The following is a 23,603-nucleotide window of genomic DNA, read 5'->3' on the forward strand; positions in this document are numbered from 1 at the left end:
ACGGGACATCGGCCCCGGGACGACGGGACATCGGGTACGGGATCCTTCGAGGATGGCAGTGACGACACCCCCCGCGCGGCGGCCGGGGACCCGGTCGCCCGGCGTGCGCGCCGTGGCCGACGCCGTCCTGGTCCACGGCGCCCTGGCGGTGGCCGTCGGCGGGATCTACTCCGGGCTGGCCTGGCTGCTCGACGCGCTCTCCGGCGCGGCGTCCGGCACGCCGTCCGGCGCCCCCTCCGGTGGCGGGGACCCGATGGCCGGGCTCGTCGCGGCGCTGGCCGCGGGCGCGGTCTTCCACCCGCTGCGGCTGCGGCTGCAGCGGGTGGCGGACCGGCTGCTGCGGGTCGAGCGCGACCCGTACCGGGTGGCCGACCGGCTGAGCCGTACCCTGCAGGAGGCCGTCGACCCCGCCGAGGGACTCGCCACCGCCGCGGTGCTGGTCCGCCAGGCGCTCCGCGCCGACGGTGTGGCCGTCGAGGTGGACGGCGTGACCGTCCTGGACGGCGTGCTGGGGGAGCGGCCGGTCGAGACCCCGCTGGTCTGGCACGGGGAACCGGTCGGGTGGCTGCTCAGCAGCGGCCGCGAGGGCTCACCGGCCTCACCGGACCTGCTGAACGCGCTGGCCCGGCACCTGGCCGAGCTGGCGCACGCCGTACGGCTCACCGCCGACCTGCGACGCTCCAGGGAGCACATCCTCACCAGCAGGGAGGAGGAACGGCGCAGGCTCCGCCGCGACCTGCACGACGGGCTGGGGCCGACGCTCGCCAGCCTGGCCATGACCGTGGACGAGGCCAGGATCCGCCTGGACCGCGACCCCGAGGCCGTGGAGGAGCTCCTGGTCCGCGTACGCGACCAGATGGGCACCGCGATCGTCGACGTCAGGGACCTGGTCTACGGCCTGCGCCCGCCCGCGCTGAGCCACCTCGGGCTGGCCGGTTCGCTGCGCGCGCTGGCCGACGCACCCGGACCGCGGGTGGACGTCGTGGTGACCGGACCGCCGGACGGCCCACCGGACGACCCGCTGGACGGTGTCCCCGCGGCGCTGGAGGTGGTGGCCTACCGGATCGCCCAGGAGGCGCTCACCAACGTCCGCCGCCACGCCCAGGCCACCACGGCCCTGGTACGGGTCGAGGTCCTGCGGACCGGTGCGGAGGCCGCGGGATCGGCGGGCGCCGGGAGCGGGGCCGGCGGGCCGGAGGGGGGCGGTGAGCTGCGGCTCTCGGTCGCCGACGACGGGATCGGCCTGCCGGACCCGATCCGCGGCGGCGTGGGCCTGGCCTCCATGCGCGAGCGGGCGGCCGAGGCGGGCGGTTCGTGCACCGTCGGGCCGCGTCCCGGGGGCGGCACCGAGGTCGTCGCCCGGCTGCCCCTGACGAGGGACGCGACGTGACCCCTCCCCCGCGCGAGAGCGCCCCGCCGAGCCCCGCGAGCCCCGCGAGCCCCGTGGACTTCGCGGGCTCTGCGGACTTCGCGGACTTCGCGGGCTCCGTGAGCTCCGTGGACTCTGCGGACTCTGCGGACTCCGCGGGCTCCGCGGGCTCCGCGGGCTCCGTGCGGTCGCGGAGCCGGCGCACCTCTCCGGACAGGGACGTACGGGACTCGCCGGACCGGCGGCGGACGGCACTGGCCGTCCTCGTCTGGACCGGTGCGGTGCTGGCACCCGTGGGCAACGTCCTGGCGGTCCGGCTGACCGACCTGAGCGCCTCGACCTGGACCGACCCCTTCGTCACCCTGGATCCGACCGTCATGCTGTTCCCGGCCGCCGGCGCGTTCCTCATCACCCGGCGGCCCGGGCTGACGGTCCCCTGGCTGCTGTGGGGCGGCGGGATCGCCGGAAGCCTGTTCTACCTCACCTACGCCGCCGCCCACTGGCTCCACCTCACCTCCCCCGGGGCCGCGGTCACGCCCTACCTCGCGTGGGCGGGAATGTGGCTGTGGCTGTGGCACGCCCCGGTGCTCACCTCACTGCTGCCGCTGCTGTTCCCGGACGGCCGGCTGCCCTCACGGCGCTGGCGGCCGGTCCTGTACGCGAACCTGGCCCTGATGGCCGGTCACTCGCTGTTCCTGGGGCTGGCCCCGGATCCCGAGTTCGAGAGCCAGCTCCCGCTCGCCAACCCCTTCGGCGTCGAGGCGCTGCGGGAGATCTCACCGGCCGTGGAGGAGCACATCGGCCTCCCGATGATGGTGCTCACCGCGCTCGGCATCGCGTCGCTGCTCTTCCGCTACCGGGCGGGCGACACCGAACTCCGGCGCCAGATCGCCTGGTACGGCGGCGCGCTGGCGGTGCTGCTGGGCTCCTGGATCCTGCGGGAGATGACCGGCTCCTGGCTGCTGAAGGCCATGGAGACCGTCTTCATCGCCGGGCTGCCCCTGTCGATCATCGCGGCGGTGCTGCGCCACCGCCTCTACGGCATCGACGTCGTGCTCAACCGGACCATCGTGTACGGCTCCCTCGTCGCGGTCACCGGCGGGGTGTACTTCGTCCTGATCTGGCTGGCCGGGGTCCTGGCCAGCGATCTGGGCCGGGGCGCGGGACCGGTCGCGGCGCTGGCCGTGGGCACGGTCTTCCACCCGTTGCGGCTGCGGCTGCAGGGGGTGGTGGACCGGGCGTTCGCCGTCGAGCGCGACCCCTACCGGGTCGTCGACCAGCTGGGCCGCATCGGGCAGGGGGCCCACGACCCGGCGGCGGCCCTCGACGAGGCCGTGACCGTGATCCGCGAGGTGCTGGGGGCAGGCGGGGTCGACGTCGAGGTCCACACCGGCCGGGCCGGGACGACGCGCGTGTTCGCCTGCGGGAGGCCGGAGTCCGGGGCGCGGCAGGTGCCGCTGCTCTGGCACGCGGAGCGGGTCGGGACCCTGCGGGTGTCGGGGGCACGGCCCGGCCGCGAGCCCATGGCGGTGCTCGCCCGGCACCTCGCCGAGCTGGCGCACGCCGTACGCCTCACCGCCGACCTGCGCCGCTCCCGGGAACGCATCAGGTCCACCCGCGACGAGGAGCGCCGCCGGCTGGGCAGGGAGCTGCACGACGGGCTCGGCCCCGCGCTGACCAGCGTCACCTTCGCCCTCGACGAGGCGCGCAGGCGGCTCGACACCGACCCGGGGGCCGTGGAGGAACTGCTCGTCCGGATCCGCGGGGAGATGATCGCGACGATCGCGTCGGTCCGCGAGCTGGTGTACGGCCTGCGCCCGCCCGCGCTGGACGACCTGGGCCTGGAGGGGGCGTTGCGCGCCTTCGCCGGGGAGACCGCGGTGACCGCGGACGGGTCGATGGACGGGCTGCCCGCCGCCGTCGAGGTCGCCGCCTACCGCATCGCCCAGGAGGCGTTCACCAACGCCCGTCGTCACGCCCGTGCGGCCACCGTGGTCGTCCGGTTGCGCCGCCTGCCGTCCGAACTGCGGGTGGAGGTCGCCGACGACGGGGTCGGCCTGCCCGAGAACCCGGTCGCGGGCGTCGGGCTGACCTCGATGCGCGAGCGGGCGGCCGAGGTGGGAGGCTCGTGCGTGATCGGCCGGAGGCCGGGCGGCGGCACGGAGGTGACCGTCAGGTTGCCGGTGGAGGAGACCGCGTGATCACCGTACTGATCGTGGACGACCACCCGGTCTTCCGGCGGGGCCTGCGCGGCCTGCTCGCGGCCCTGGACATCGAGGTCGCCGGGGAGGCCTCCGGAGGACGGGAGGCCGTGGCCATGGCCGCCGAGCTCCAGCCCGACGTGGTCGTGATGGACCTGCAGATGCCCGACGGCAACGGTGTCGAGGCGACCAGGACGATCACCAGGACCAGCCCGCGGATCGGGGTGCTGGTGCTGACGATGTTCCGCGACGACGACTCGGTGTTCGCCGCCATGCGCGCCGGGGCTCGCGGCTACCTGCTCAAGGAGGCCGGGGCGGAGGAGATCGGCCGCGCCGTGCACGCCGTGGCCGCGGGCGAGGCCATCTACGGTCCCGAGATCGCCCGCCGCGTCCTGGCCTACTTCAGCGGCATGCCCGATGCGTCGCGCACCGCCTTCCCCGAGCTCACCGGACGGGAGCGGGAGGTGCTCGGTCTCGTGGCCCAGGGCAGGGGGAACGGGGAGATCGCCGGGATCCTCTCCCTGTCCGGCAAGACCGTGCGCAACCACGTCTCCAACATCTTCATGAAGCTCCAGGTCGCCGACCGCGCCCAGGCGATCGTCCGCGCCCGCGAGGCCGGTCTGGGCGGCTCCCCGTGACCGGTCCCTGCTCGCCTACGGGGGCCCTTCCGGCCTCCGGCGCGCTTCCGGGTGCCGGCCCGCCCTGAGGTACCGGTTCACCCTGGGGTGCCGGCCTGCTTCCGGGTGCCGGTTCACCGTGGGGGCCGGTCCGCCTCCGGGTGCCGGTTCAGTCGCAGACGTCGGCGAGCAGTTCCAGGACCCGGAGCGGGTCGGGCAGCGGCCGGCTGTCCGGCGGGCGCAGCCAGGAGCCGGTCAGGCCGGTCGGCAGCAGCGAGGGCGGGGCCAGCACGTAGCTGTCGCGGCAGTGCCAGCGCAGGCCGGGCATCTCGTCGATGACCGACGGGCCGACGTCCAGGGCACAGGACCACCACTCGTCCTCGTCCTCGGAGGCGTTGCGGGTGGCCACATAGAAAAGGGCCCGGTCGCCGCTGACGGCGACCGGGCCCGGGACGACTCCGCTGGAGTCCATGGCCGCGAGGGTGGTGCGCCCCGCGGACAGCGGTACGTCGAAGACGTCGAACACCCGCCCGGTCGGCAGGACCACGTTCGCCTCGGGCTCGTGCCGCCACCAGCCGGACAGCAGCGCCGGGTCGGTGCTGGCCTCCATCTGCCAGGTCTGCGAGAGCGGGTGGGCACCGGGGTCGGGACAGCCGACGCGGTCACAGGAGCACGAGCGCGACCCGCCGGTCAGCGGCCGGGCGCCCAGACAGCTCGCCCAGCCCAGGGCCGCGTACTCCAGCACGGCATCGAGCACCTGCCTCGGACGGCCGTGCCGCCTTCTTCGACGAACCAGCGGTACCCCGACCATTGCGTCCTCCGTCGTCCGCGCATCTCGCGTGTCGCCCGGATGCGAGGACCTGTCCACACTCTGGTCAGTGGGGAGCGTCAAACCGCCCAGGGTCTACGCCACCTGGGACACATCCGCACCGGTCATCGCACTCTAACGCACACGCTTCCCCCTCAGGTGGCGAACCTCCGGTTCTCCGCCGCCGATCACGCACGCCCCGGTCCCACCGGCGTCCCGCCCCTCCCGGGCGCGCGTCACCGGCCCCGTCGTCCCCGGGTACGGGTCACCGGTCTCACCGCAGCTTGGCGGCCACCTCGGTCGCCCAGTAGGTGAGGATCAGGTCGGCCCCGGCCCTGCGGATCGCCACCAGCGACTCCATGATCGCCCGGTCCCGGTCGATCCAGCCGTTCGCCGCGGCGGCCTCGACCATCGCGTACTCACCGCTGACCTGGTAGGCCGCCACCGGCACGTCCACCGCGTCGCGCACCTGGCGCAGGATGTCGAGGTAGGCCAGCGCGGGCTTGATCATGACGGCGTCGGCGCCCTCCGACAGGTCCAGGCGCACCTCGCGCAGCGCCTCCCCGGCGGGTCCGGCCGGGTCCTGCTGGTAGGCGTTGCGGTCACCGGACCGGGGGGCGCACTCGGCCGCCTCGCGGAACGGGCCGTAGAACGCCGAGGCGTACTTGGCCGAGTAGGCCAGGATCGGGGTCTGCTCGAAGCCCTCGCCGTCCAGCGCGGCCCGGATGGCGGCGACCTGGCCGTCCATCATGCCGCTCGGCGCGACGACCTGCGCCCCGGCCCGCACCTGGGCCACGGCCGAGGCGGCGTAGCGCTCCAGGGTGACGTCGTTGTCGACCTCCCCCGCGGGGGTCAGGATGCCGCAGTGCCCGTGGTCGGTGAACTCGTCCAGGCAAGTGTCGGCGATCACGACGAGCGCGTCGCCGACCTCGGAGACCACGTCGGCCAGGGCGAGCTGGACGATGCCCTGCGGGTCGTCGGCCGCGGACCCGCGCGCGTCCTTCACCGCGGGGATGCCGAACACGATCAGGCCCCCCACCCCGGCCTCGGCCGCCTCGTTCGCGGCCTTGCGCAGCGAGTCGCGGGTGTGCTGGAACACCCCGGGCATCGAGCCGACCGGGCTCGGCTCGGCGATGCCCTCCTTGACGAACACCGGCAGCACCAGCTCCGCCGGGTGCAGGCGGGTCCCGGCGACCATCCGGCGCATGGGTGCGGTACGGCGGAGCCTGCGCGGACGTGCGACAGGGAACTGGGCCGTCATGGTGTTCTCCCCCTCTTTCCGGCCGGTGAGGGAACCGCGGCCGGAGGAGCTCGTCTGTGTGGTCTGGTCCGGCACCCGCCGCCCGGGTGCCGCCTTCCGTGCCCGTGCCGACGTGCCGTGGCCGCCACGTTCCAGGCTACGTCGTGACCGTCGTGTTCAAGGTTACTTCGCGCGGCGCCGGGCTCCCCGCCGGGTCTGCGAGGGCCTGCGGGGGGTGTCACCCGCCAGGACCGCGGCCTGCCGCTGCCCTGCGCCGTACGCCGCCAGTGCCGCCGCCAGCGCGGAGGCCGAGGGCTTCTCGGCCATGACGTCCACCCGCAGCCCGAACTCCTCGGCCGTCTTGGCGGTCTGCGGGCCGATCACGGCGATGACCGTGACGTTGTGCGGCTTGCCCGCGATGCCCACCAGGTTCCGCACGGTGCTGGACGAGGTGAACAGCACCGCGTCGAACCCGCCGCCCTTGATCGCCTCGCGGGTCGGGGCGGGCGGCGGCGCGGCCCGCACGGTCCGGTACGCGGTCACGTCGTCGCACTCCCAGCCGAGCTCGGTCAGCCCGGCCACGAGCGTCTCGGTCGCGATGTCGGCCCGCGGCAGCAGCACCCGGTTGATCGGGTCGAGCATCGAGTCGTAGGGCGGCCACTCGGCCAGCAGGCCCTCCGACGACTGCTCGCCGGACGGCATCAGGTCGGGTTTGACGCCGAAGCTCACCAGCGCCCGGGCCGTGCTCTCACCCACGGCCGCGACCTTGAGACCGGCGAACGCGCGGGCGTCCAGGCCGTACTCCTCGAACTTCTCGCGCACCGCCTTGACCGCGTTCGCGCTGGTGAAGGCCACCCACTCGTAGCGGCCGGTGACCAGGCCCTTGATCGCGCGGTCCATCTGCTGCGGGGTGCGGGGCGGCTCGACGGAGATCGTGGGGACCTCCTCGGGCACCGCGCCGTACGAGCGCAGCTGCTCGACCAGGTCGGCCGACTGCTCCTTGGTCCTGGGCACGAGCACCCGCCAGCCGAACAGCGGCTTGGTCTCGAACCACGACAGGCGGTCGCGCATGCCGACGGCCTCGCCGACCACGATCAGCGCGGGCTCGGTCATCCCGGCGTGCTTGAGGTCGGGCGCGATCCGGCCCAGCGTGGTGACCACGGTGTGCTGCTCGGTCGTGGTGCCCGCGGCGCTGATCGCCACCGGCGTCGAGTCACGGCGGCCCGCCGCGATCAGCGCCTTGCCGATCGCCGCGGCCTCGGCGACGCCGTTGTAGATCACCAGCGTGCCCGCGCCGCCCGCGTACGCCGACCAGTCGTCGATCTGGGCCGCGTCGACCACCCGGAACTCGGGAACGGACACGGCCGCGGGGATCCCGGCGTAGGTGAGCACCGCCGTCGCGGGAGGCACCCCGGGCACGATCTCGAAGTCCACCTCCGCCTTGACGCAGGCCGCGACCTCCTCGGTGATCGAGGAGAAGAACATCGGGTCGCCGGCGCAGAGCCGCACGACGACGCTGCCGCCCTTGGCCGTCTTGACGACCTTCAGCGAGACGGCGCCGTCGTCGGCCGTGCCGACGATCTCGACGTCCTCGCGGCAGTGGCGCAGCAGCGGCCCGTACGTCTCCTGGTCGAGGATGACGACGTCGGCCCGGGAGAGCAGGTCGGCGCCGCGGAGCGTGAGCAGGCCCTCGTCACCCGGGCCCGCCCCGACGAAGGCGACGAACCCGGACGGCGGGTGCTCGAAGGTGGTACTTCCGGAGCTCAATGTGCCTGCTCCCCTATCAGCGTGTCGGCCCCTTCCGCGATCATCTCGGCCGCGAGGTCGCGGCCGAGATCGGTGGGCGCGGAAGAACCGCCGGTGGCGGACTTGCGTACCGCTCGCCCGCCGTCGACGGCGACGACGGCGGCGGTCAGGATCAGATCGTCCCCGCGCCCGGCCGAGTACGCGCCCACCGGGGCTGCGCACCCCGCTTCCAGGGCGTTGAGCACGGCGCGCTCGGCGGTGACCGCGGCGCGGGTGGGGGCGTCGTCGAGCACGCTCAGCAACTCGACCAGGTCGGCGCGGTCGGAGCGGCACTCCACGGCCAGCGCTCCCTGTCCCGGGGCGGGCAGCATCTCGGTGACCTCGAAGATCTGCGAGATCTCGGCCTCGCGGCCCAGCCGGCCGAGCCCCGCGGCGGCGAGCACGACGCCGTGCAGCTCGCCCGAGGTGACCTTGCCGATCCGGGTGTCGGCGTTGCCGCGGATGGGGACGTAGTCGAGGTCGGGACGGAGCATCCGCAGCTGGGCGACCCGGCGCGGGGAGCCCGTGCCGATCCTCGCCCCGGACGGCAGGTCGGCCAGCTTGGCGACGCTCACCAGGGCGTCCCGGGGGTCGTCGCGCGGCGGGATCGCCGCGATGACCACGCGCGGGTCGGGGGTGGTGGGCAGGTCCTTGAGGGAGTGCACCGCGAAGTCGATGGCGCCCTCGATGAGCTTGTCGCGCAGCGCGCTGACGAACACGCCCGTGCCGCCGAGCTGGGTGAGGTCGGCCTTGGTCACGTCACCGAAGGTGGTCACGCCGACGAGCTCGACGGTGCGGCCGGTCAGCTCGGTGAGGCGGGCGGCGACCATCCCCGACTGCGTGGTCGCCATGACGCTCCGCCTCGTTCCCAGCCGGAGCGGAGGGAAAACGCTGCTCACAGGCCTGCCTCCTTCTTGCTCGGCTCGGTGTTCCTACCCGGCTCCGCGTCGATCGTCTCGATGCGCCGCACCGCTTCGGGCACCTTCGGGTCAAGATTGAACAGCTCTCGCAGCGCCTCCGCATAATGATCACCCGCCGGGGACTCCGCCAGCTGCTTGACACGCACGGTGGGCTCGTGGAGGAGCTTGTCGACCACCCGCCTGACGGTCTGGGCGACCTCGTCCCTGGCGCGCCCGTCGAGCTCGGGGACCCGCGAGACGAGCCGCCCGAGCTCCGCCTCGACCACCTGGGCGGCCTTGCTCCGCAGCGCGACCACGGTGGGCGTGACGCGCGCGGCCCGCTCGGCCGACAGGTAGGCGTCGACCTCCTGGGTGACGATGGCGCGCACCGCGGCGATCGCCTCGGCGTGGCCCTCGTCCCCGGTCCCGGCCTCGCTCTCCTGCATGGTCTCCAGGCCGACCAGCGTCACGCCGGGCAGCCGCCGGACCGCGGGGTCGACGTCGTGCGGCAGGGCCAGGTCCAGCAGGAACATCTCCCGGGGGGTGACCATGTCGGCGGTGAGGACCACGTCGGTGGCGCCGGTGCAGGAGATGACCAGGTCGGCCTCGGCCAGCTCCGCCGGCAGGTCGCCGAACGGGGCCGCCCGGCCGCCGACCGTCTGGGCCAGCCGTACGGCGCGGTCGTGGGTGCGGTTGACCACCACGATGTCGGTCACACCGGCCCGCTGCAGGGTCGCGGCCGACAGGGCGCTCATCGAGCCGGCGCCGACCACCAGGGCCCGCCGTCCGGGCAGGGGGCCCAGGACGCGCTCGGCCAGGGTGAGGCCCACCCCGACCAGGGAGGCGCCCACCCGGTCGATGCCGGTCTCGGTGTGGGCGCGCTTGCCCACCCGCAGCGACTGCTGGACGAGCTCGTTGAGCGTCGGGCCCAGCGTGCCCTCCTGCTGGGCCAGCTTCAGGGCCGCGCGCACCTGGCCGAGGATCTGCCCCTCGCCCACGACCATCGAGTCCAGCCCGGCCCCCACCGAGAACAGGTGCTCGACCGCACGGTCCTCGTAGTGCACGTACAGGTGGGAGGCCAGCTGCTCCACCGGGACGCCGGAGTGGGCGCCGAGCAGCCGGGAGATCGAGGTCACCGCGGCGTGGAACCGGTCGACCTCGGCGTAGACCTCGACCCTGTTGCAGGACGAGATGACCATGACCTCGGCCACGTGGGCGTCCTGCTGGACGTCCCGAAGCAGCTTCACCAGCGAGTCGCCGGAGACCGAGACCCGCTCCAGAAGAGCCACCGGGGCCGTCCGGTGGCTCAGGCCGACGACGAGGACGCTCATCGGCCCTCCCCCGCGTGGACGCGGAGCCGGGCGGAGAGCCGGCCGGGGAAGGCGTGATCCACCGCTCCGGAGGACCGCGGGGCCCTGTCGTCGCCGGTTCGTGCACGGTGCCCGTTCAGGTGTCCCCTCACAGGTCCACCGCCTCGGGCCACTCCTCGGCCATCGCGGGTCCCCCAGTCATCCGATCCGTCTTGCGTTGCTCGTGGAACGCCAGGATCTGCAGTTCGATAGATAGGTCGACTTTACGGATATCGACGCCATCCGGCACGGAAAGCACGACGGGGGCGAAGTTCAGGATGCTGGTGACCCCCACGGCGACGACCCGGTCGGCCACCTGCTGGGCCGCCACGGCCGGTGTCGCGAGCACCACGATCGACACTCCCCGCCGTCGTATCACGGCCTCCAGCTCGTCGATGTGCTCCACATTCAACCCCGCGATGTGGTCGCCCACCACTTCGGGGTCGGCGTCGAGGAGCGCCGCGATCCTGAACCCGCGGGAGACGAACCCGCCGTAGTTGGCCAGTGCGCGGCCGAGGTTTCCCACCCCGACGATGGCGATGGCCCAGTCCTGGGTCAGGCCCAGCTCGCGGGAGATCTGGTAGATCAGGTACTCGACGTCGTAGCCGACCCCGCGGGTGCCGTACGAGCCCAGATGGGAGAGATCCTTGCGGAGCTTGGCGGAGTTCACGCCCGCCGCGACGGCCAGGTCCTCCGAGCTCACGGTCGCCAGACCACGCTCGGCCATGCCGTTCAGCGCGCGCAGATAGAGCGGCAGCCGGGCGACGGTCGCCTCGGGTATGCCGCGTTCGCGGGCTTGGGACAGACGGCGGATCACGTGCCGGAGCTCCAGGGGGACAGGCGGCCGGCGCGGCCCGGACGCGACGGATGACGAGGTGAGGCCACTGTCATTCAGGTTAGTCCTTTTGTGAACCGGTGCACAAAGTGAGTGTTCACAATCTTGGTCATGCCTGCCGCCGGTCCGCCGACCGGCCCCTCCCCAGGCCCGCTCTCCCCGGGCCCTTCCCCGGCCTCTTCCCGCACTTCCCAGCGCTTTTCCCGGTCTTTCCGGCACGGGTCTTTCCGGCACGGCGCGCCCGGCCGCGCTCGGCTACCGTGGCGGTCATGTCACCGCGAGACCATCGCATCACCCTGCTCGGCAAACCCGGCTGCCACCTGTGCGACGACGCGCGGGCGGTGATCGAGAGGGTCGCCACGGAGCTCGGCGTCCCCTGGGAGGAACGCGACATCACCGCCTCCGAGGAGGACCAGGCCCGCTACTGGGAGATGATCCCGGTCACCCTCGTCGACGGCGTCCAGCACGACTTCTGGCGCGTCGACGAGAACCGCCTGCGCGCCGCCCTCGGCGCCTGACGGCGGTCCCACCGGCCGTCCCCGCCCCGGGTGCGCGGGCCGGCGCCCGCGCACCAGGGTCACGGCCTGAAGGCCGTCGGGAGCGGTATCACCTTCGCGGCGTTCAGGGTGAGCTCGATCACGTTGGTGGCGAGCACCATGGACTGCCGCTCGGTGACGAAGCGCTCGGTGTGCGGGCGGCGCTGGTGCTCGCCGTAGGCGACCTCGTCCCGGTAGAGCTCGTAGACGATGCGCTGGAGCGGGGCCGACTTCACCGAGTGGCAGGAGTAGATGAGCGTGTCCGGCTCGGAGCCGCGGACCGCCTCGACGGTCTCCTCGGCGAGCCGGTCGAACCTCTCGCCGGTGCCGTCGAGCAGGGTGAAGACGGTCAGCATGCCGAAGATGCTCGGCGAGGGACGGCCGGAGCCGCCCGGCAGGTCGCCGCCGACGCCCGGCCCGCCCGCCCCCGGGTACATGGCACCGGGGGAGGAGGGGGGCCCGATCCGGGACGTGTGGCCGAGGGGACCGGGCTGGTCGTAGCCGCGGGAACCTCCGCGTCCCGCCCCCGGGGAGGGCGTGCCGCCGAACGCCTGCTCCGCGGGCATCGGCCTGAGGCTGCCCGCCCCGCCGAACTCGCCGGTGCCCGGGGCCGGGGGCCGGCCGAACTCGCCGGTGCCGGGCGGACGCCCGAACTCACCGGTGGCGGGCGGACGCCCGAACTCACCGGTGGCGGGACCGCCCGCGCCGGGAGCGGGCGGCATGCCGAACTCCCCCGTGCCGGGCGGGCGGCCGAACTCACCGGTGCCCTGGCCCGGGGGCCGGCCGGGGCCGGAGGACCTGGGGCCGGGGGCGCCGTGCCTGCCGAACTCGTTGGCCGGGATGTCGTACTCCCCGGTCGAGGGGCCGGGGACGCCGGTCGCGGGCCCGACGGGCGGCATGCCGAACTGGCCGGTCACCGGCGGCTGCGGGCCGTGATCGCCGCCGCGCCTGCCCGGGTCCCCGCCGGGCGGCCGGTCGGGGAGCGGCATGCCGTACTCGCCCGCCATGAACATCCCGGTGGCGGGCCCGCCGAACGGATCGTCGGGCGGGGACGGCCGCTGGACCATGCGGGCCGCGTAGTCCACGTCCTGCTCGCCCGCGCGGTACTCGGCGACCAGGTCCCCGAGCCCGGAGCGGCGGGGAGGCTCCTCGGCCGCCAGCGGGCGGGGGGCGTCCTCCGGGGAGATCCGGCGGCCGGCGACCTGCACGTCACGGGGCTCGCGCTCCGGGGGCCGGAGCGTCGGCGGGCGGTTCTCCCAGTCGTCGCGCGCCTCGTCCTCGTCGTCGTCCTCGTAAGGCGCGAGCGGCCGCAGGAGGGCGTACCAGACCGCCGCCGCCGTGACGAGCAGCAGGAGAACGGTGATCATCCCGGGCACCGAGAGGCTGACGGCGCCGACGAGGGCGAGACCGGTGGGGCCCAGCACCAGGAGCGCGTGCAGGTTGTCGGCGTCGTAGTCGTCGCCGCCCCGCCGGCGCAGGGCCGCGAGCACCATCCCGGCCAGCAGCACGACCGCGACGATCACGTGTATCGCCAGGAGCAGGTACTTCGACGGCAGGTCCCAGTGGCGGCCGCCCGGCGGGAGGACCTTGGCGAATCCGGACTCCTGCAGGACCGGGTCGACCGCCAGGATCACCGCGGCGATGACGGTGAGGGCGATCCCCATCAGCCAGGAGGAGAACCGGGCCCTGCTCGTGCGGGCCAGCAGCTGGATGACCCCCACGGCCAGCCAGAGGGGGGCCAGCATGGATCCGGTCAGCTGGTAAATACGGAATGTTCCAGCCCCAAAGCCGATCACGTGACCGGTGGCGATTACAGCGAGTGAGATGGACAGGGACGCCGTCGTGATGCTCCAGGCGATCAGCCAGCCCTTGGGCTCACCGCGCAGACGACTGATGAGGGCACCGGTGGCAATGGCTGCGAGCAAGGCGCCGGCGAAAGCGATGACAGCGACGAGGACTTCCATGGTGTCTCCAATGCTGCCGGACATTACCCCCCAACCGGTAGCCGAACATGTGGTCCGCTCCCGATGCCGGTCCGAAGAGGACCGGCCCCACACCGTATCCGGCGATTACCCCCAGTCACGACGCTTCAAAGTAGATTGTGGAATTACTAGTTGATTTCTAGAGTGATCGAGCACGCCGTACCCCCTTCCCCTCAGGGATACCGGATGCCTGAAACGTGGCCGCTCGCCGGGCACCTCCCCACGACCGCCGGGGTGGCCCAGCCCGTCCGCAGTAACGACCTCACTCTTCGTGAGGACGCCTCCGAAGAACTCCGGAGCCTGGTCTTGCGCGCCAAGACCGGCGACACGGACGCCTTTGGCACGCTCTACGACCGCTACCTCACGCTCGTGTACCGCTACGTCTACTTCCGGGTCGGCTCACACCCGCTGGCCGAGGATCTCACGAGCGAGACCTTTCTCCGCGCGCTCCGCCGGATCACGGACTTCACATGGCAAGGCCGTGATTTCGGGGCCTGGCTCGTGACCATCGCGAGGAACCTGATCACCGATCACTTCAAGTCCGGCAGGTACCGCCTTGAGGTCACGACCGCCGAGGTGATCGACACCCCCCTCGACGGCCCGCACATCCCGGAGAACGCCGTCGTCACCGCGATGATCAGCGACCGGGTGCTCGGCGCCGTCCGCGATCTCAACCCCGAGCAGCAGGAGTGCGTGGTGCTGCGCTTCCTGCACGGCATGTCCCTGGCCGAGACCGCGCTCATCATGGGCAAGAAGAGCGGCGCGATCAAGGCACTGCAGTTCCGCGCGATCCGCGCGCTGGGCCGCGCGCTCCCCCCGGACCTGAGCTGACCCCGATTTTCGGTCACATTCACGACCGGTTTTTCAACGTCCGAATTCCGGTCCCCCGGGATCCCGTCGCGCCGTGTCCCGCCTGTCCCGCAGCGTCCCGCCCTGTCCCACCGTCCCTTGGAACGTCCCAGGCCCGTCCGCCGGCCCTCCCGCGGGCACGCGCCCGCGTCGCGGATCACCCGGCTCCGTCCCAGGTCACAGGACCGTTCCGGACCCGGCGCTCCTTCCTGGACCGTACCCGGGCCCCGCAGGCGGCGTCCCACCCGGCTCCGTGCCCGCGGTCGTGTCCGCCGCGCCGATGCCGGTGGAGCGCGTAACCTGGCGTGCGGAGTCGTCGTTAGGCAAGTGACAGCGATGGATCATGAGCTGGGGGCGGCAGGGAGCGTTCATGGGGAAGTGGCTGCCCGGAATCTCGCGGAGATCGCAGGCTCGTATCCAGGACCGCGTGTCACGACTCGGCGCCCGGATGACGGCGAGCCCCCGTCCCGAGTTCCAGGCCAGGCTCCGTGAGCAGCTCGGCCGGCCCCTGCCCGAGCAGGAGCGTCCCGAGCCGCGGCCGGCCGGTCCCCGCCACTCCCGGCGACGACCGCGCAGGACGTTGTTCCCCCAGGTGCTGAGCGCCCTGCTGGTGGCCTCGATGGTCGTCTCCGGCGTGTGGACGTACCGCTCGATGCCCGGTGACACCTTCTACCCGCTCAAGCGCGCGGCCGAGAGCACCCTTTTCCACCTCAGCACCGACGAGGCCGAACGCGCGGGTCGCTCCTTCGGGTACGCGGAGACCCGCGCCCACGAGGTAGAGGAGCTCCTGGGCTCCGGGGAGCGCGACATGATCGGGGAGACCCTCCAGGCCATGGAGGACACCACCCGCTCCGCGGTGACCTCCCTGCGGCAGGTACGGCGCCGCGAGAACGCCGGGGCCGGTGAGCTGATGGAGGTCAAGGAGCTCAGGCGCTTCGTGCAGAAGCAGCGAACCCAGATCAGAGGGATGATCCCCAAGATGGACGCCGAGGACCAGCGCAAGGCGCACGGGTACCTCGACTACATCGACGGGCTGGCCCCGCCCGACTGACCCCCGCCCGGGTCCCGGCCGCCCCCGGTCTCCCGGCCGGACCGCGTGGTGTCCGGCGGGACCGTGTCGGCAGGTCCGCGGGCGCGGCGCTGCGGGACGCCCGTGAAGGCCGTCGCGGTAGGCGCACCGCACCGAGGACGACGCCGGATCGTCACATCCGGTTGCCACCACGGCTACCGATCTCACCCCTGTGTCCCGGTTAAGCTGAGGTGCTATGAGGCGGCTACTACGACGGCGGAGCGGGACGGCGACGGCCGGGCAGGCGACGGCCGGAGAGATCATGGCCGGGGAGGTCGCCGCCGCGGCGGCCGTGGCGATGCCGATGGCCGAGCCCGACCCGGTGGCCGCCGCGTTCTTCGACGTCGACAACACCATGATGCGCGGCGCCTCCATCTACCACTTCGCCCGCGGCCTCGCCTCCCGCGGCCTGTTCACCAGCAAGGACCTGCTGCGGTTCGCCATGGGCCAGGTGGCCTTCCGGATCCGCGGTGACGAGAACCCCGCCCACATCGCCGAGGCCAGGGAGACCGCGCTGGCCTTCGTGGCCGGCAACACGGTCGAGGAGATCGTCCGCCTCGGCGAGGAGATCTACGACGAGGTCATGGCCGACCGCATCTGGGCCGGCACCCGCGCCATCGCCCAGGCGCACCTCGACGCCGGGCAGCGGGTCTGGCTGGTCACCGCCACCCCGGTGGAACTGGCCCGCGTGATCGCGCAGCGGCTCGGCCTGACCGGTGCCCTCGGCACCGTCGCGGAGACCGAGAACGGCGTCTACACCGGCCGCCTGGTGGGCGACCTGCTCCACGGCCCGGCCAAGGCCGAGGCCGTCAGGGCCCTGGCCCGCCGGGAGGGCCTGGACCTGACCCGCTGCCACGCCTACAGCGACTCGGCCAACGACCTGCCCCTGCTCTCGGTCGTCGGCAACGCCACCGCGGTCAACCCCGACGGCGAGCTGCGCGAATTCGCCCGGGAGAACGGGTGGGAGGTCAAGGACTTCCGCACCGGCCGTAAGGCGACCATGATCGGCGTTCCCATCGCGGTGGGCGCCGGAGCGGTCGCGGGCGGCATCGCCGCCGCCATCGCCCTGCGCCGCCGCCACTACCGCGTCGACCGCTGACCCTTCCCCGCGTCCGTGTTCCACCGCCCTCATCGGGCGGGTCGCTACGTGCATGCCCACCTCCGGATCCGCGGACCCGGCGCACGCCCTGTCCACCGCATCCACCGCGTCCACCGCGTTCCGTGACCATCGGACGCGGGGAACGACGGGAACCGTGCCCGTCCGCGTGGCGCGGGTGGTGCCCGAAGGCCGGGGACGGGTCAGCGGAAGGGCGGGAAGGCGGGGCCGCGCCGCAGCCGGAGCTCGTCCAGCAGCTGCCCGACGGTCTCCCGGATCTGGTCGGTGAGGCCGAAGACCAGCATCGGGTCGTCGGCGTCCGCGGGATCGAACCGGTCGGTGCGGATCGGCTCCCCGAAGCCGATCACCCACTTGGACGGGAGCGGGACCAGCCCCAAGAGCCCGAACCAGGGGAACAGCGGCGTCACCGGCACGTACGGGAGCCCGAGCACCCGGGCCAGGAAGGGCAGGTCGCCCAGCTTGGGGTAGATCTCCTCGGCGCCCACGATGGCGCAGGGGACCACCGGCACACCCGCCCGGATGGCGGAGGCGACGAAACCTCCGCGTCCGAAGCGCTGCAACCGGTAGCGCTCGGAGAACGGCTTGCCCACCCCCTTGAACCCCTCGGGGAAGACGCCCACGATCTCCCCCTTGCGCAGCAGCCGGTCGGCGTCCTCGGGGCACGCGAGGGTGTGACCGGTCTTGCGGGACAGGTGGGCGAGCACCGGGAAGCGGTACACCAGGTCCGCACCCAGCAGGCGGAGCGCGCGGCGCTCGGGGTGGTCGTCGTGGAGGGCCACCTGGAGCATGAGCCCGTCGAGCGGAAGGGTCCCCGAGTGGTTGGCCACGATCAGGGCGCCGGAGTCGCCGGGCACGTTGTGCATGCCGACGGTCTCGGTGCGGAACCAGTGGTGGTAGAGCGGGCGGAGCAGCTCCAGCAGGACCCTGTCGGTGAACTCCGGGTCGAAGCCGAACTCGTCGACCTCGTACTCCCCGGCCAGGCGGCGCCGCAGAAAGGCCAGCAGCTCGGCCAGGCGGTCCTCGCCGTGGGCGTCCCCGTCGTTCCCGTCGTCACCGGGCTCGCGCGCGCTCCCGCTCATCGCCCGGCCGCCTGGGATCCGGTCGTCCGGGACCCGGTCGTCCGAGATCCGGCCGCCTGAGAGAAGACCTCCAGCAGGGCGGCGGGAAGGCCACCGGCCAGGTCGCGGGCGCGCAGGAAGTCGTCGAAGGCGGCGGCCGTGGAGAACTTCGGCCTCCAGCCCAGGGCCGCGGCCAGCGGGGTGGTGTCGACCACGCGCCCGTGGCGCATCAGGCGGAGCTGCTCGGAGGAGAAGTCGACCAGCCTCACCCCCCGGGCGAGCTCGCCCATGAGACGGAAGACCGGGGAGGGGACCGGCAGCGGGAGCAGGCCCGCCCTGCGCGCGCACTGCGACAGCAGCAGCACGCCGTCCCCGGCCACGTTGAACGTGCCGGGATGGTCCTCCGTCGCCATCCGGCGCAGCACCTCGACCGCGTCGTCCTCGTGGACGAACTGCAGCCTCGGGTCGAAGCCGAACACGGTCGGCAGCAGGGGCTGGGTGAAGTAGCGCGTCAGCGGGGAGTCGACGCCGGGTCCCATGAAGTTCGCGAACCTCAGGGTCGACACGGCCACGTCTCCCCGCCGCCTGGCGAAACCCCGGACGTACCCCTCCACCTCGGAGGCGTCCTTGGCGTAGCCGCGGCCGGGCAGCTCCCCCGGCTCGGCGTCCTCGGTGAAGACGGCCGGATCGCGCGGGGAGGAACCGTAGACGGCGGTGGTGGAGCGCACCACGACACGGCGGATCGTCGCGGATCGCTGACAGGCACCGAGCAGCTGCATGGTGCCGATGACGTTGTGCTCCTTCATGAGCGTCCGGCCACCGCTCCGGGGAGGAGCGCTCACCAGGCTCATGTGAACGACGGTGTCGATGTCGGCGTCCGCGATCACCCGGGCGATGCCGGGACCGCGCGGATCGACGCGGACGAACTCCGTCCGCCCGAGAGGTACGCCGCCGTCACCCGTGAGGGAGGGCGGCGGCACCGTGTCCACTCCGATGACCCGATCGATGTCCGGGTCGTCCGCGAGAACGCTCGCCACCCGGGCGCCGATGTGGCGCGAGACCCCGGTGACGAGCACGACATGGGTCATCGGCGCCTCGCAGATCCGCGCTGCTACTTCTTGTTACGCCGCTGGATGCGGGTCTTCTTCAGAAGCTTGCGGTGCTTCTTCTTCGCCATGCGCTTACGGCGCTTCTTGATCACAGAGCCCACGGGACCCCCAGGTAGCTGGTAGCCGAGAATGTCGAACCGGTGCGCGAGAGCACACCGGCACAACAGACTACCGGCGATCCGCGGTGGATCGCCCCTGGGGGACCCCGGGCGCCTGAACTCACGACGCGGTGACCGCGCCGCTACCCCGACGAGACAGGGACCATCACATACCGGTCATACCGGAAACCACACACCGGTCAGACCGGAAGGATCAGGTCATGAACCGCCCGGCGCGCCTGGCTCGCCGCACAGCCGGATCACTCCCCCGGCCGCTCGGCTCGGCGCACCGAACCGCCCCTGCCTCAACCTGCCTCGATGTAGGCATCCCTGAGATAATCGTGTACCGCCTGCTCCGGCACTCGGAAGGATCGACCGACCCTGATGGCCGGCAGCTCGCCCGAATGCACGAGTCGGTACACCGTCATCTTGGACACCCTCATGACCGTGGCCACTTCTGCCACCGTCAGGAACTTCACCTCACTGAGAGGTCTTTCGCCTGCAGCCATCGGACGCCTCTTCCGCACGTGTATCCGGGTTATCCCCACTGGTGCCATTGCTCACGCACGTGTACTGCTGTCAGCGTAAGTCGGGACCCCGGGCACGCAAACCCCCTATTTTCTCAGCCCGTGGTCTCCCACGTCCGGGAAACCGACAAAGTCGCTGGCCAGCAGCCGGACCGTGCCTCTCCTGTCGATCGTGGAACGGACCAACTGTCTCCCATTAGAGTCGCCCACAATCCTCAAAAAGTTGGCAAACGGTCGGCGAGCTCCATGGAATGCAGGCGCGAAATGCCCGTATAGGGACGGTCCGATTTGCGCATCTCCCGCCTCAGAGGGCACGCAGGACCCTCTCGACCAGATGGTGCGTCAGCGGCTCGTAATAGCGGGGTAGCACGTTGTCATCGAGCGGCACGGTCACCGCGATCTTGCCCTCGGCCTCCCCGACGAAGAGCGCGGGGTCGTTGCTGTCGGCGAACCCGACCGTCAGGATGCCCGCCTCCCCCGCGGCCCCGGCCCAGCCGTGGTCGGCGATCACCAGATCGGGCCGGTCGGCCCCCAGCTCCGAGAGCATCGCCCGCATCGGGGCGGGATCGTGGGTGTGCACGAAGGAGCCCTTGTCGTCGAGCATCGCGACGTCGTCCATGTAACGGATCTTGCGCCTGCGGCCGAACCCGCTGCCCCAGTACGACCAGCCCTCGGCCGGGCCCATCAGGGTCACGCCACGCTCCTTGAGCATCCGCGCCAGGGCCATGTGGATGGTGAGCAGGCCGGTCGGGTGACCGGTGGCGATCAGGATCCTGGGGCTCTCCTGGCGGAGCACGCCCGCGATCGTGTCGCCCATCCTCTCGACCGCCTCGATCGTACGGTCGGGGTCGATGGTGTCCTGGCCCTCGCGGTGGCCCGGGTCGGCCACGACCCCCGCGGACTTGGCCATCAGCTCCAGGATGTCGCGGTAGGCCCAGGGGCCGTCCAGGGTCAGCCCGAACATGTAGTGCGGATCACGGTTGGCCAGCGACCGGTAGTGGTCCAGGTTGTTCTCCCGGCTGGTCGCCACGTCCCCGGCGATCCGGGTCCGGACCAGGTGCTCGCGAAGCTCGGCGTGTGTCATCGGCGCACCTTTGTTCCTCGGTCCGGTTCACCGGGATACCGGCCGGGCCGTTTCGTCGTCGGGGAGGGACCGGTGAGTCCCCGCGTCACGGAAGGGGGTCAAGGCCATGAAGAGGAAAGACGGCGTTCCTCGTGGCCATGATGGCTCGGTCGATCGGGTCTGCTGGATCATAACCAGTGGAGAAATCACGAAATTCCGGGACGCGACCGTCGGTCAGCGTCAGGGGGGCCGACTGGCCGGTCCGTTCCTTGACGAACGCGCGCCAGGCCCCGGGGGTGGCGGTGGACGGGTCGAGCGGATGGCCCGCCACCTCGGCGATCAGGTGGGTCCACGCCCTGGGGACGACCTGCACCAGCTCGTACCCCCCGCCGCCGGTCACGATCCACCGTCCGCCCGCGGTCTCGTGGGCCAGCTCGTGCAGCGCGGCGTACGCGGTGCGCTGGCCGTCCAGGCTGAGCATCAGGTTGGCCAGCGGGTCGAGGGCGTGGCTGTCACAGCCGTGCTGGGTGACCAGGACGTCGGGGGCGAACTCCCGCAGCAGCGGCGGGACCACCGCGTGGAAGGCCCGCAGCCAGCCGCCGTCGGCGCACCCGGCGGGCAGCGCCACGTTGACCGCGGTGCCCTCCGCGCCGCGCTCCTCGGGGAAACCGGTGCCGGGGAAGAGCGTGCGCGGGCTCTCGTGCAGGCTGATGGTGAGCACCCGGGGGTCGTCGTAGAACATCGCCTGGACGCCGTCGCCGTGGTGCACGTCCACGTCCACGTAGGCGACCTTGGAGGCGCCCTGCGACAGCAGCCACGCGATGGCCACGGCCGGGTCGTTGTAGACGCAGAAGCCGCTCGCGCACGACGTCATCGCGTGGTGCAGGCCGCCCGCGACGTTGACCGCGTGCTCGGCCTGCCCGGTCCACACCGCGCGGGCCGCGGCCAGGCTGGCGCCGGTGATCAGCGCGGACGCCTCGTGGACCCCGGCGAAGGCCGGGTTGTCGTCGGTGCCCAGGCCGTGGGCCACGTCCGGCCGCCCGGTGAGGGAGACCCGTTTGACGGCCTCGATGTAGTCGCGCTTGTGCACGAGCGCCAGCTCGTCGTCGGTGGCGGGGGCACAGCCGCTCATCTCCACCAGGTCCAGCACGCCGAGCTCCCTGGCCAGGGCCATGGTCAGCTCGACCCTCACGGGCGCGAGCGGGTGGCCGGGGCCGAAGTCGTACGCGGTGAGCGCGTCGTCCCAGACGACCCGCACGGACCGGCTCATGCGCACTCCCGTCTGGCTCGCGACGCCGCGCGTCACGGCCCGATCTGCCTGCTCCCCGCTCGACGTTACCGCACGTGTACGCGAGGACGTTTACTCAGACGTCCCACACAAGGGGATCCTTTTCATCTATCCGAAACATCATGATTTATTACTGTTAATTCCTTCCGGGGTCCGGCCGGTGAGGGCGGGGTCACCCCTCGGCGAGCTGGCGTCCCCGGTCCCGGGCGGCCTCGATGGCGGCCAGGAAGGCGGCGCGGACGCTGTGCCTCTCCAGTTCGGCGATGGCCGCGATGGTGGTGCCGCCCGGCGAGGTGACCGCCTCGCGGAGGATCACCGGGTGCTCGCCCGAGTCGCGGAGCATGATCGCCGCGCCGACGATCGACTGGGTGACCATGTCCAGGGCGGCGGCCCGGGGCATGCCGAGCAGGATCCCGGCGTCGACCATGGCCTCGACCAGGTAGAAGAAGTACGCGGGCCCGCTGCCGGACAGGGCGGTGGCCGCGTCCTGCTGCGACTCCGGGATGCGCAGCACCTTGCCGACCGGGCTGAACAGGTCCTCGGCGCGCCGCAGGTGCTCCTCGGAGGCGTGCGCCCCGGCCGAGATCACGCTCATCGCCTCGTCCACCAGCACCGGTGTGTTGGACATGACCCGGACCACCGGGATCTCGGTGCCCAACCGCGACTCGACGAACGAGGTGGTGATGCCCGCCGCGGCCGAGATGACCAGGCGGTCGACCGGGAGATGGGGCGCGATCTCGGCGAGCAGGGCCCCCATGTCCTGAGGCTTGACCGCGAGGATGATCGTGTCGGCGCTCTTGGCGGCCTCGTCGTTGGAGACCACCCGGACCCCGTACCGCTCCGCGAGGGCCTCGCGGCGCTCGGCGCGCCGGGCCGTCGCCAGCACGTCACCCGGCTTGAACCCGGCCCTGAGCAGCCCGGAGAGCAGCGCCTCCCCCATCTTGCCGGTACCAAGAATCGCGATCATGTGAGCACCTCGACGTCGGGGATCGAACCTCCGAACCCTATCGGCCCGGTTCGGCTCCACGGGCTGACGTGCGGGTCGTCCTCACCGGGACGACCCGCGCCGGGCCCCCGCCACCGGCCCCCCGCCTCCCGACGGTGACCCGTACCGACGGCTCGGAACGAACACGGAACACCCGGATCACCACCGGGCGGCCGGGTACGGGAAGGCGTGCTGAACCGTCCGGGGCTCCGATCCGTCTTGGGGGTATGCGTATGATCGCGACCCCCATCCTGGCCGGAAGCCTGCTGCTGGCGCTGGGCTGCGGCACCGAACCCAGCGCCACGGTCTCCACCGGCGTCCCGTCACGGCCCGCGAGCCACGACACGACCGCACCCGTCGTCCCCTCGGAGCCGGCCGCCGGCACCGTGGCCCCCCGGACCGAGCCCACGGACGGCTCCCCGAAGCCCACGAAGCCCGAAGGTCACACCGACAACCCCCGCAAGGTCAGGTGGCTGAAGGCCACACCCTCCAAGAACGGCCGCAGCCTGCGGATCGTCTGGTGGTCCGGCGTCGAGCCGTGCAACGTCCTCGACCGGATCACCGTGCGCCAGACCTCCAAGCGGGTGACCGTCACCCTCTGGGAGGGCCCGAGCAGCAAGGTCCAGAACGTCGCCTGCATCGAGATCGCCATCCAGAAGGTGACGACCGTCAAGCTCAAGAAGCCCCTCGGCGGCCGCAAGGTGGTCGACGGCGCCCGCTGAGACGGCGTCCACCGAGGCGACGTCCACCGGACCCGAAGCCCGTCGAACCTGGAGCCCGTCGAGACCGGCACCCGCCGGGACGGCGCCCCGCACGTCG

22 protein-coding genes are annotated in these 23,603 nt (G+C 72.5%); 8 read left to right on the plus strand and 14 right to left on the minus strand.

Translation table 11 applies throughout. The features are described from left to right. Positions 1–52: 52 nt before the first annotated feature. From ABD832_RS09040 to ABD832_RS09050, 3 genes are read left to right on the plus strand one after another with little or no spacing between them, the layout of a single operon-like run. Positions 53–1,390 (plus strand): sensor histidine kinase, encoded by a 1,338-nt coding sequence (locus ABD832_RS09040; RefSeq protein WP_344891119.1) that lies wholly within the window; start codon positions 53–55, stop codon positions 1,388–1,390. Further along, positions 1,387–3,570 carry a sensor histidine kinase gene (locus ABD832_RS09045; protein ID WP_344891122.1) on the plus strand — a complete coding sequence of 728 codons (2,184 nt, stop codon included), beginning with the start codon at positions 1,387–1,389 and terminating at the stop codon, positions 3,568–3,570. The genes ABD832_RS09040 and ABD832_RS09045 overlap by 4 nt, the downstream gene beginning before the upstream one ends. Continuing rightward, a complete protein-coding gene (locus ABD832_RS09050) occupies positions 3,567–4,208 on the plus strand; it encodes a response regulator transcription factor (protein WP_344891125.1) in 642 nt (213 codons plus the stop codon). Before ABD832_RS09045 ends, ABD832_RS09050 begins: the two co-directional genes overlap by 4 nt. A gap of 148 nt (positions 4,209–4,356) precedes the next feature. On the opposite strand, the gene ABD832_RS09055 is transcribed toward ABD832_RS09050, so the two are convergent. The 6 genes from ABD832_RS09055 to ABD832_RS09080 all read right to left on the minus strand — a co-directional run bounded on the left by ABD832_RS09055 (position 4,357) and on the right by ABD832_RS09080 (position 11,085). After that, positions 4,357–4,998, minus strand: a complete 642-nt coding sequence (locus ABD832_RS09055; protein ID WP_344891127.1) for a bifunctional DNA primase/polymerase — start codon at positions 4,996–4,998, stop codon at positions 4,357–4,359. Between the two features lie 271 nt (positions 4,999–5,269). Then, positions 5,270–6,256 (minus strand): porphobilinogen synthase, encoded by a 987-nt coding sequence (gene hemB, locus ABD832_RS09060; protein ID WP_344891130.1) that lies wholly within the window; start codon positions 6,254–6,256, stop codon positions 5,270–5,272. A gap of 162 nt (positions 6,257–6,418) precedes the next feature. Continuing rightward, entirely contained in the window at positions 6,419–8,002 is a 1,584-nt protein-coding gene (locus ABD832_RS09065) for a bifunctional uroporphyrinogen-III C-methyltransferase/uroporphyrinogen-III synthase (RefSeq protein WP_344891133.1), read from the minus strand. Continuing rightward, positions 7,999–8,871, minus strand: coding sequence for a hydroxymethylbilane synthase (gene hemC / locus ABD832_RS09070; protein ID WP_413224554.1), 873 nt, complete (start codon positions 8,869–8,871; stop codon positions 7,999–8,001). Before hemC ends, ABD832_RS09065 begins: the two co-directional genes overlap by 4 nt. 44 nt (positions 8,872–8,915) lie before the next feature. Further along, entirely contained in the window at positions 8,916–10,250 is a 1,335-nt protein-coding gene (locus ABD832_RS09075; protein WP_344891138.1) for a glutamyl-tRNA reductase, read from the minus strand. Positions 10,251–10,377: 127 nt separating this feature from the next. Further along, positions 10,378–11,085 carry a redox-sensing transcriptional repressor Rex gene (locus ABD832_RS09080; RefSeq protein ID WP_344891141.1) on the minus strand — a complete coding sequence of 236 codons (708 nt, stop codon included), beginning with the start codon at positions 11,083–11,085 and terminating at the stop codon, positions 10,378–10,380. A gap of 287 nt (positions 11,086–11,372) precedes the next feature. On the opposite strand from ABD832_RS09080, the gene ABD832_RS09085 reads away from it, so the two are divergent. Next, a complete protein-coding gene (locus tag ABD832_RS09085) occupies positions 11,373–11,621 on the plus strand; it encodes a glutaredoxin family protein (RefSeq protein ID WP_344891144.1) in 249 nt (82 codons plus the stop codon). Positions 11,622–11,680: 59 nt separating this feature from the next. Here ABD832_RS09085 and ABD832_RS09090 read toward each other — a convergent pair whose 3' ends face one another. Beyond that, positions 11,681–13,603, minus strand: a complete 1,923-nt coding sequence (locus ABD832_RS09090; RefSeq protein WP_344891147.1) for a hypothetical protein — start codon at positions 13,601–13,603, stop codon at positions 11,681–11,683. 204 nt (positions 13,604–13,807) lie between these two features. Between ABD832_RS09090 and ABD832_RS09095 the strand changes: the two genes are divergently transcribed. From ABD832_RS09095 to ABD832_RS09105, 3 genes are all read left to right on the plus strand, one after another. Beyond that, positions 13,808–14,452: a sigma-70 family RNA polymerase sigma factor gene (locus ABD832_RS09095; protein WP_344891150.1), complete on the plus strand. Its 645-nt coding sequence runs from the start codon at positions 13,808–13,810 to the stop codon at positions 14,450–14,452. A gap of 445 nt (positions 14,453–14,897) precedes the next feature. Further along, positions 14,898–15,521: a DUF5667 domain-containing protein gene (locus ABD832_RS09100; protein ID WP_344891153.1), complete on the plus strand. Its 624-nt coding sequence runs from the start codon at positions 14,898–14,900 to the stop codon at positions 15,519–15,521. Positions 15,522–15,735: 214 nt separating this feature from the next. Next, positions 15,736–16,638, plus strand: coding sequence for an HAD family hydrolase (locus ABD832_RS09105; RefSeq protein WP_413224552.1), 903 nt, complete (start codon positions 15,736–15,738; stop codon positions 16,636–16,638). A gap of 200 nt (positions 16,639–16,838) precedes the next feature. On the opposite strand, the gene ABD832_RS09110 is transcribed toward ABD832_RS09105, so the two are convergent. The 7 genes from ABD832_RS09110 to proC all read right to left on the minus strand — a co-directional run bounded on the left by ABD832_RS09110 (position 16,839) and on the right by proC (position 22,766). Beyond that, on the minus strand, positions 16,839–17,735 hold the full coding sequence (locus ABD832_RS09110) for a lysophospholipid acyltransferase family protein (protein WP_344891156.1): 897 nt from the start codon (positions 17,733–17,735) through the stop codon (positions 16,839–16,841). Further along, positions 17,732–18,802 (minus strand): NAD-dependent epimerase/dehydratase family protein, encoded by a 1,071-nt coding sequence (locus ABD832_RS09115; protein WP_344891159.1) that lies wholly within the window; start codon positions 18,800–18,802, stop codon positions 17,732–17,734. Before ABD832_RS09115 ends, ABD832_RS09110 begins: the two co-directional genes overlap by 4 nt. A 23-nt stretch (positions 18,803–18,825) precedes the next feature. Continuing rightward, the gene (locus ABD832_RS09120; RefSeq protein WP_018654693.1) at positions 18,826–18,924 is read right to left on the minus strand and encodes a 30S ribosomal protein bS22; all 99 of its coding nucleotides are present in this window, start codon (positions 18,922–18,924) and stop codon (positions 18,826–18,828) included. Between the two features lie 302 nt (positions 18,925–19,226). Beyond that, a complete protein-coding gene (locus tag ABD832_RS09125; RefSeq protein WP_179820581.1) occupies positions 19,227–19,430 on the minus strand; it encodes a helix-turn-helix domain-containing protein in 204 nt (67 codons plus the stop codon). Positions 19,431–19,752: 322 nt separating this feature from the next. Further along, positions 19,753–20,532, minus strand: coding sequence for a phosphatase (locus ABD832_RS09130; protein WP_344891166.1), 780 nt, complete (start codon positions 20,530–20,532; stop codon positions 19,753–19,755). A gap of 85 nt (positions 20,533–20,617) precedes the next feature. Further along, complete coding sequence (locus tag ABD832_RS09135; RefSeq protein WP_344891169.1) at positions 20,618–21,781, minus strand: acetoin utilization protein AcuC; 1,164 nt, start codon at positions 21,779–21,781, stop codon at positions 20,618–20,620. A gap of 190 nt (positions 21,782–21,971) precedes the next feature. After that, entirely contained in the window at positions 21,972–22,766 is a 795-nt protein-coding gene (gene proC, locus ABD832_RS09140; RefSeq protein WP_344891172.1) for a pyrroline-5-carboxylate reductase, read from the minus strand. A gap of 251 nt (positions 22,767–23,017) precedes the next feature. On the opposite strand from proC, the gene ABD832_RS09145 reads away from it, so the two are divergent. Continuing rightward, complete coding sequence (locus tag ABD832_RS09145; RefSeq protein ID WP_344891175.1) at positions 23,018–23,506, plus strand: hypothetical protein; 489 nt, start codon at positions 23,018–23,020, stop codon at positions 23,504–23,506. Positions 23,507–23,603: the final 97 nt, after the last annotated feature.

The sequence above is a fragment of the Streptosporangium longisporum genome (assembly GCF_039534895.1).
In the GTDB taxonomy this organism is placed as follows: domain Bacteria; phylum Actinomycetota; class Actinomycetes; order Streptosporangiales; family Streptosporangiaceae; genus Streptosporangium; species Streptosporangium longisporum.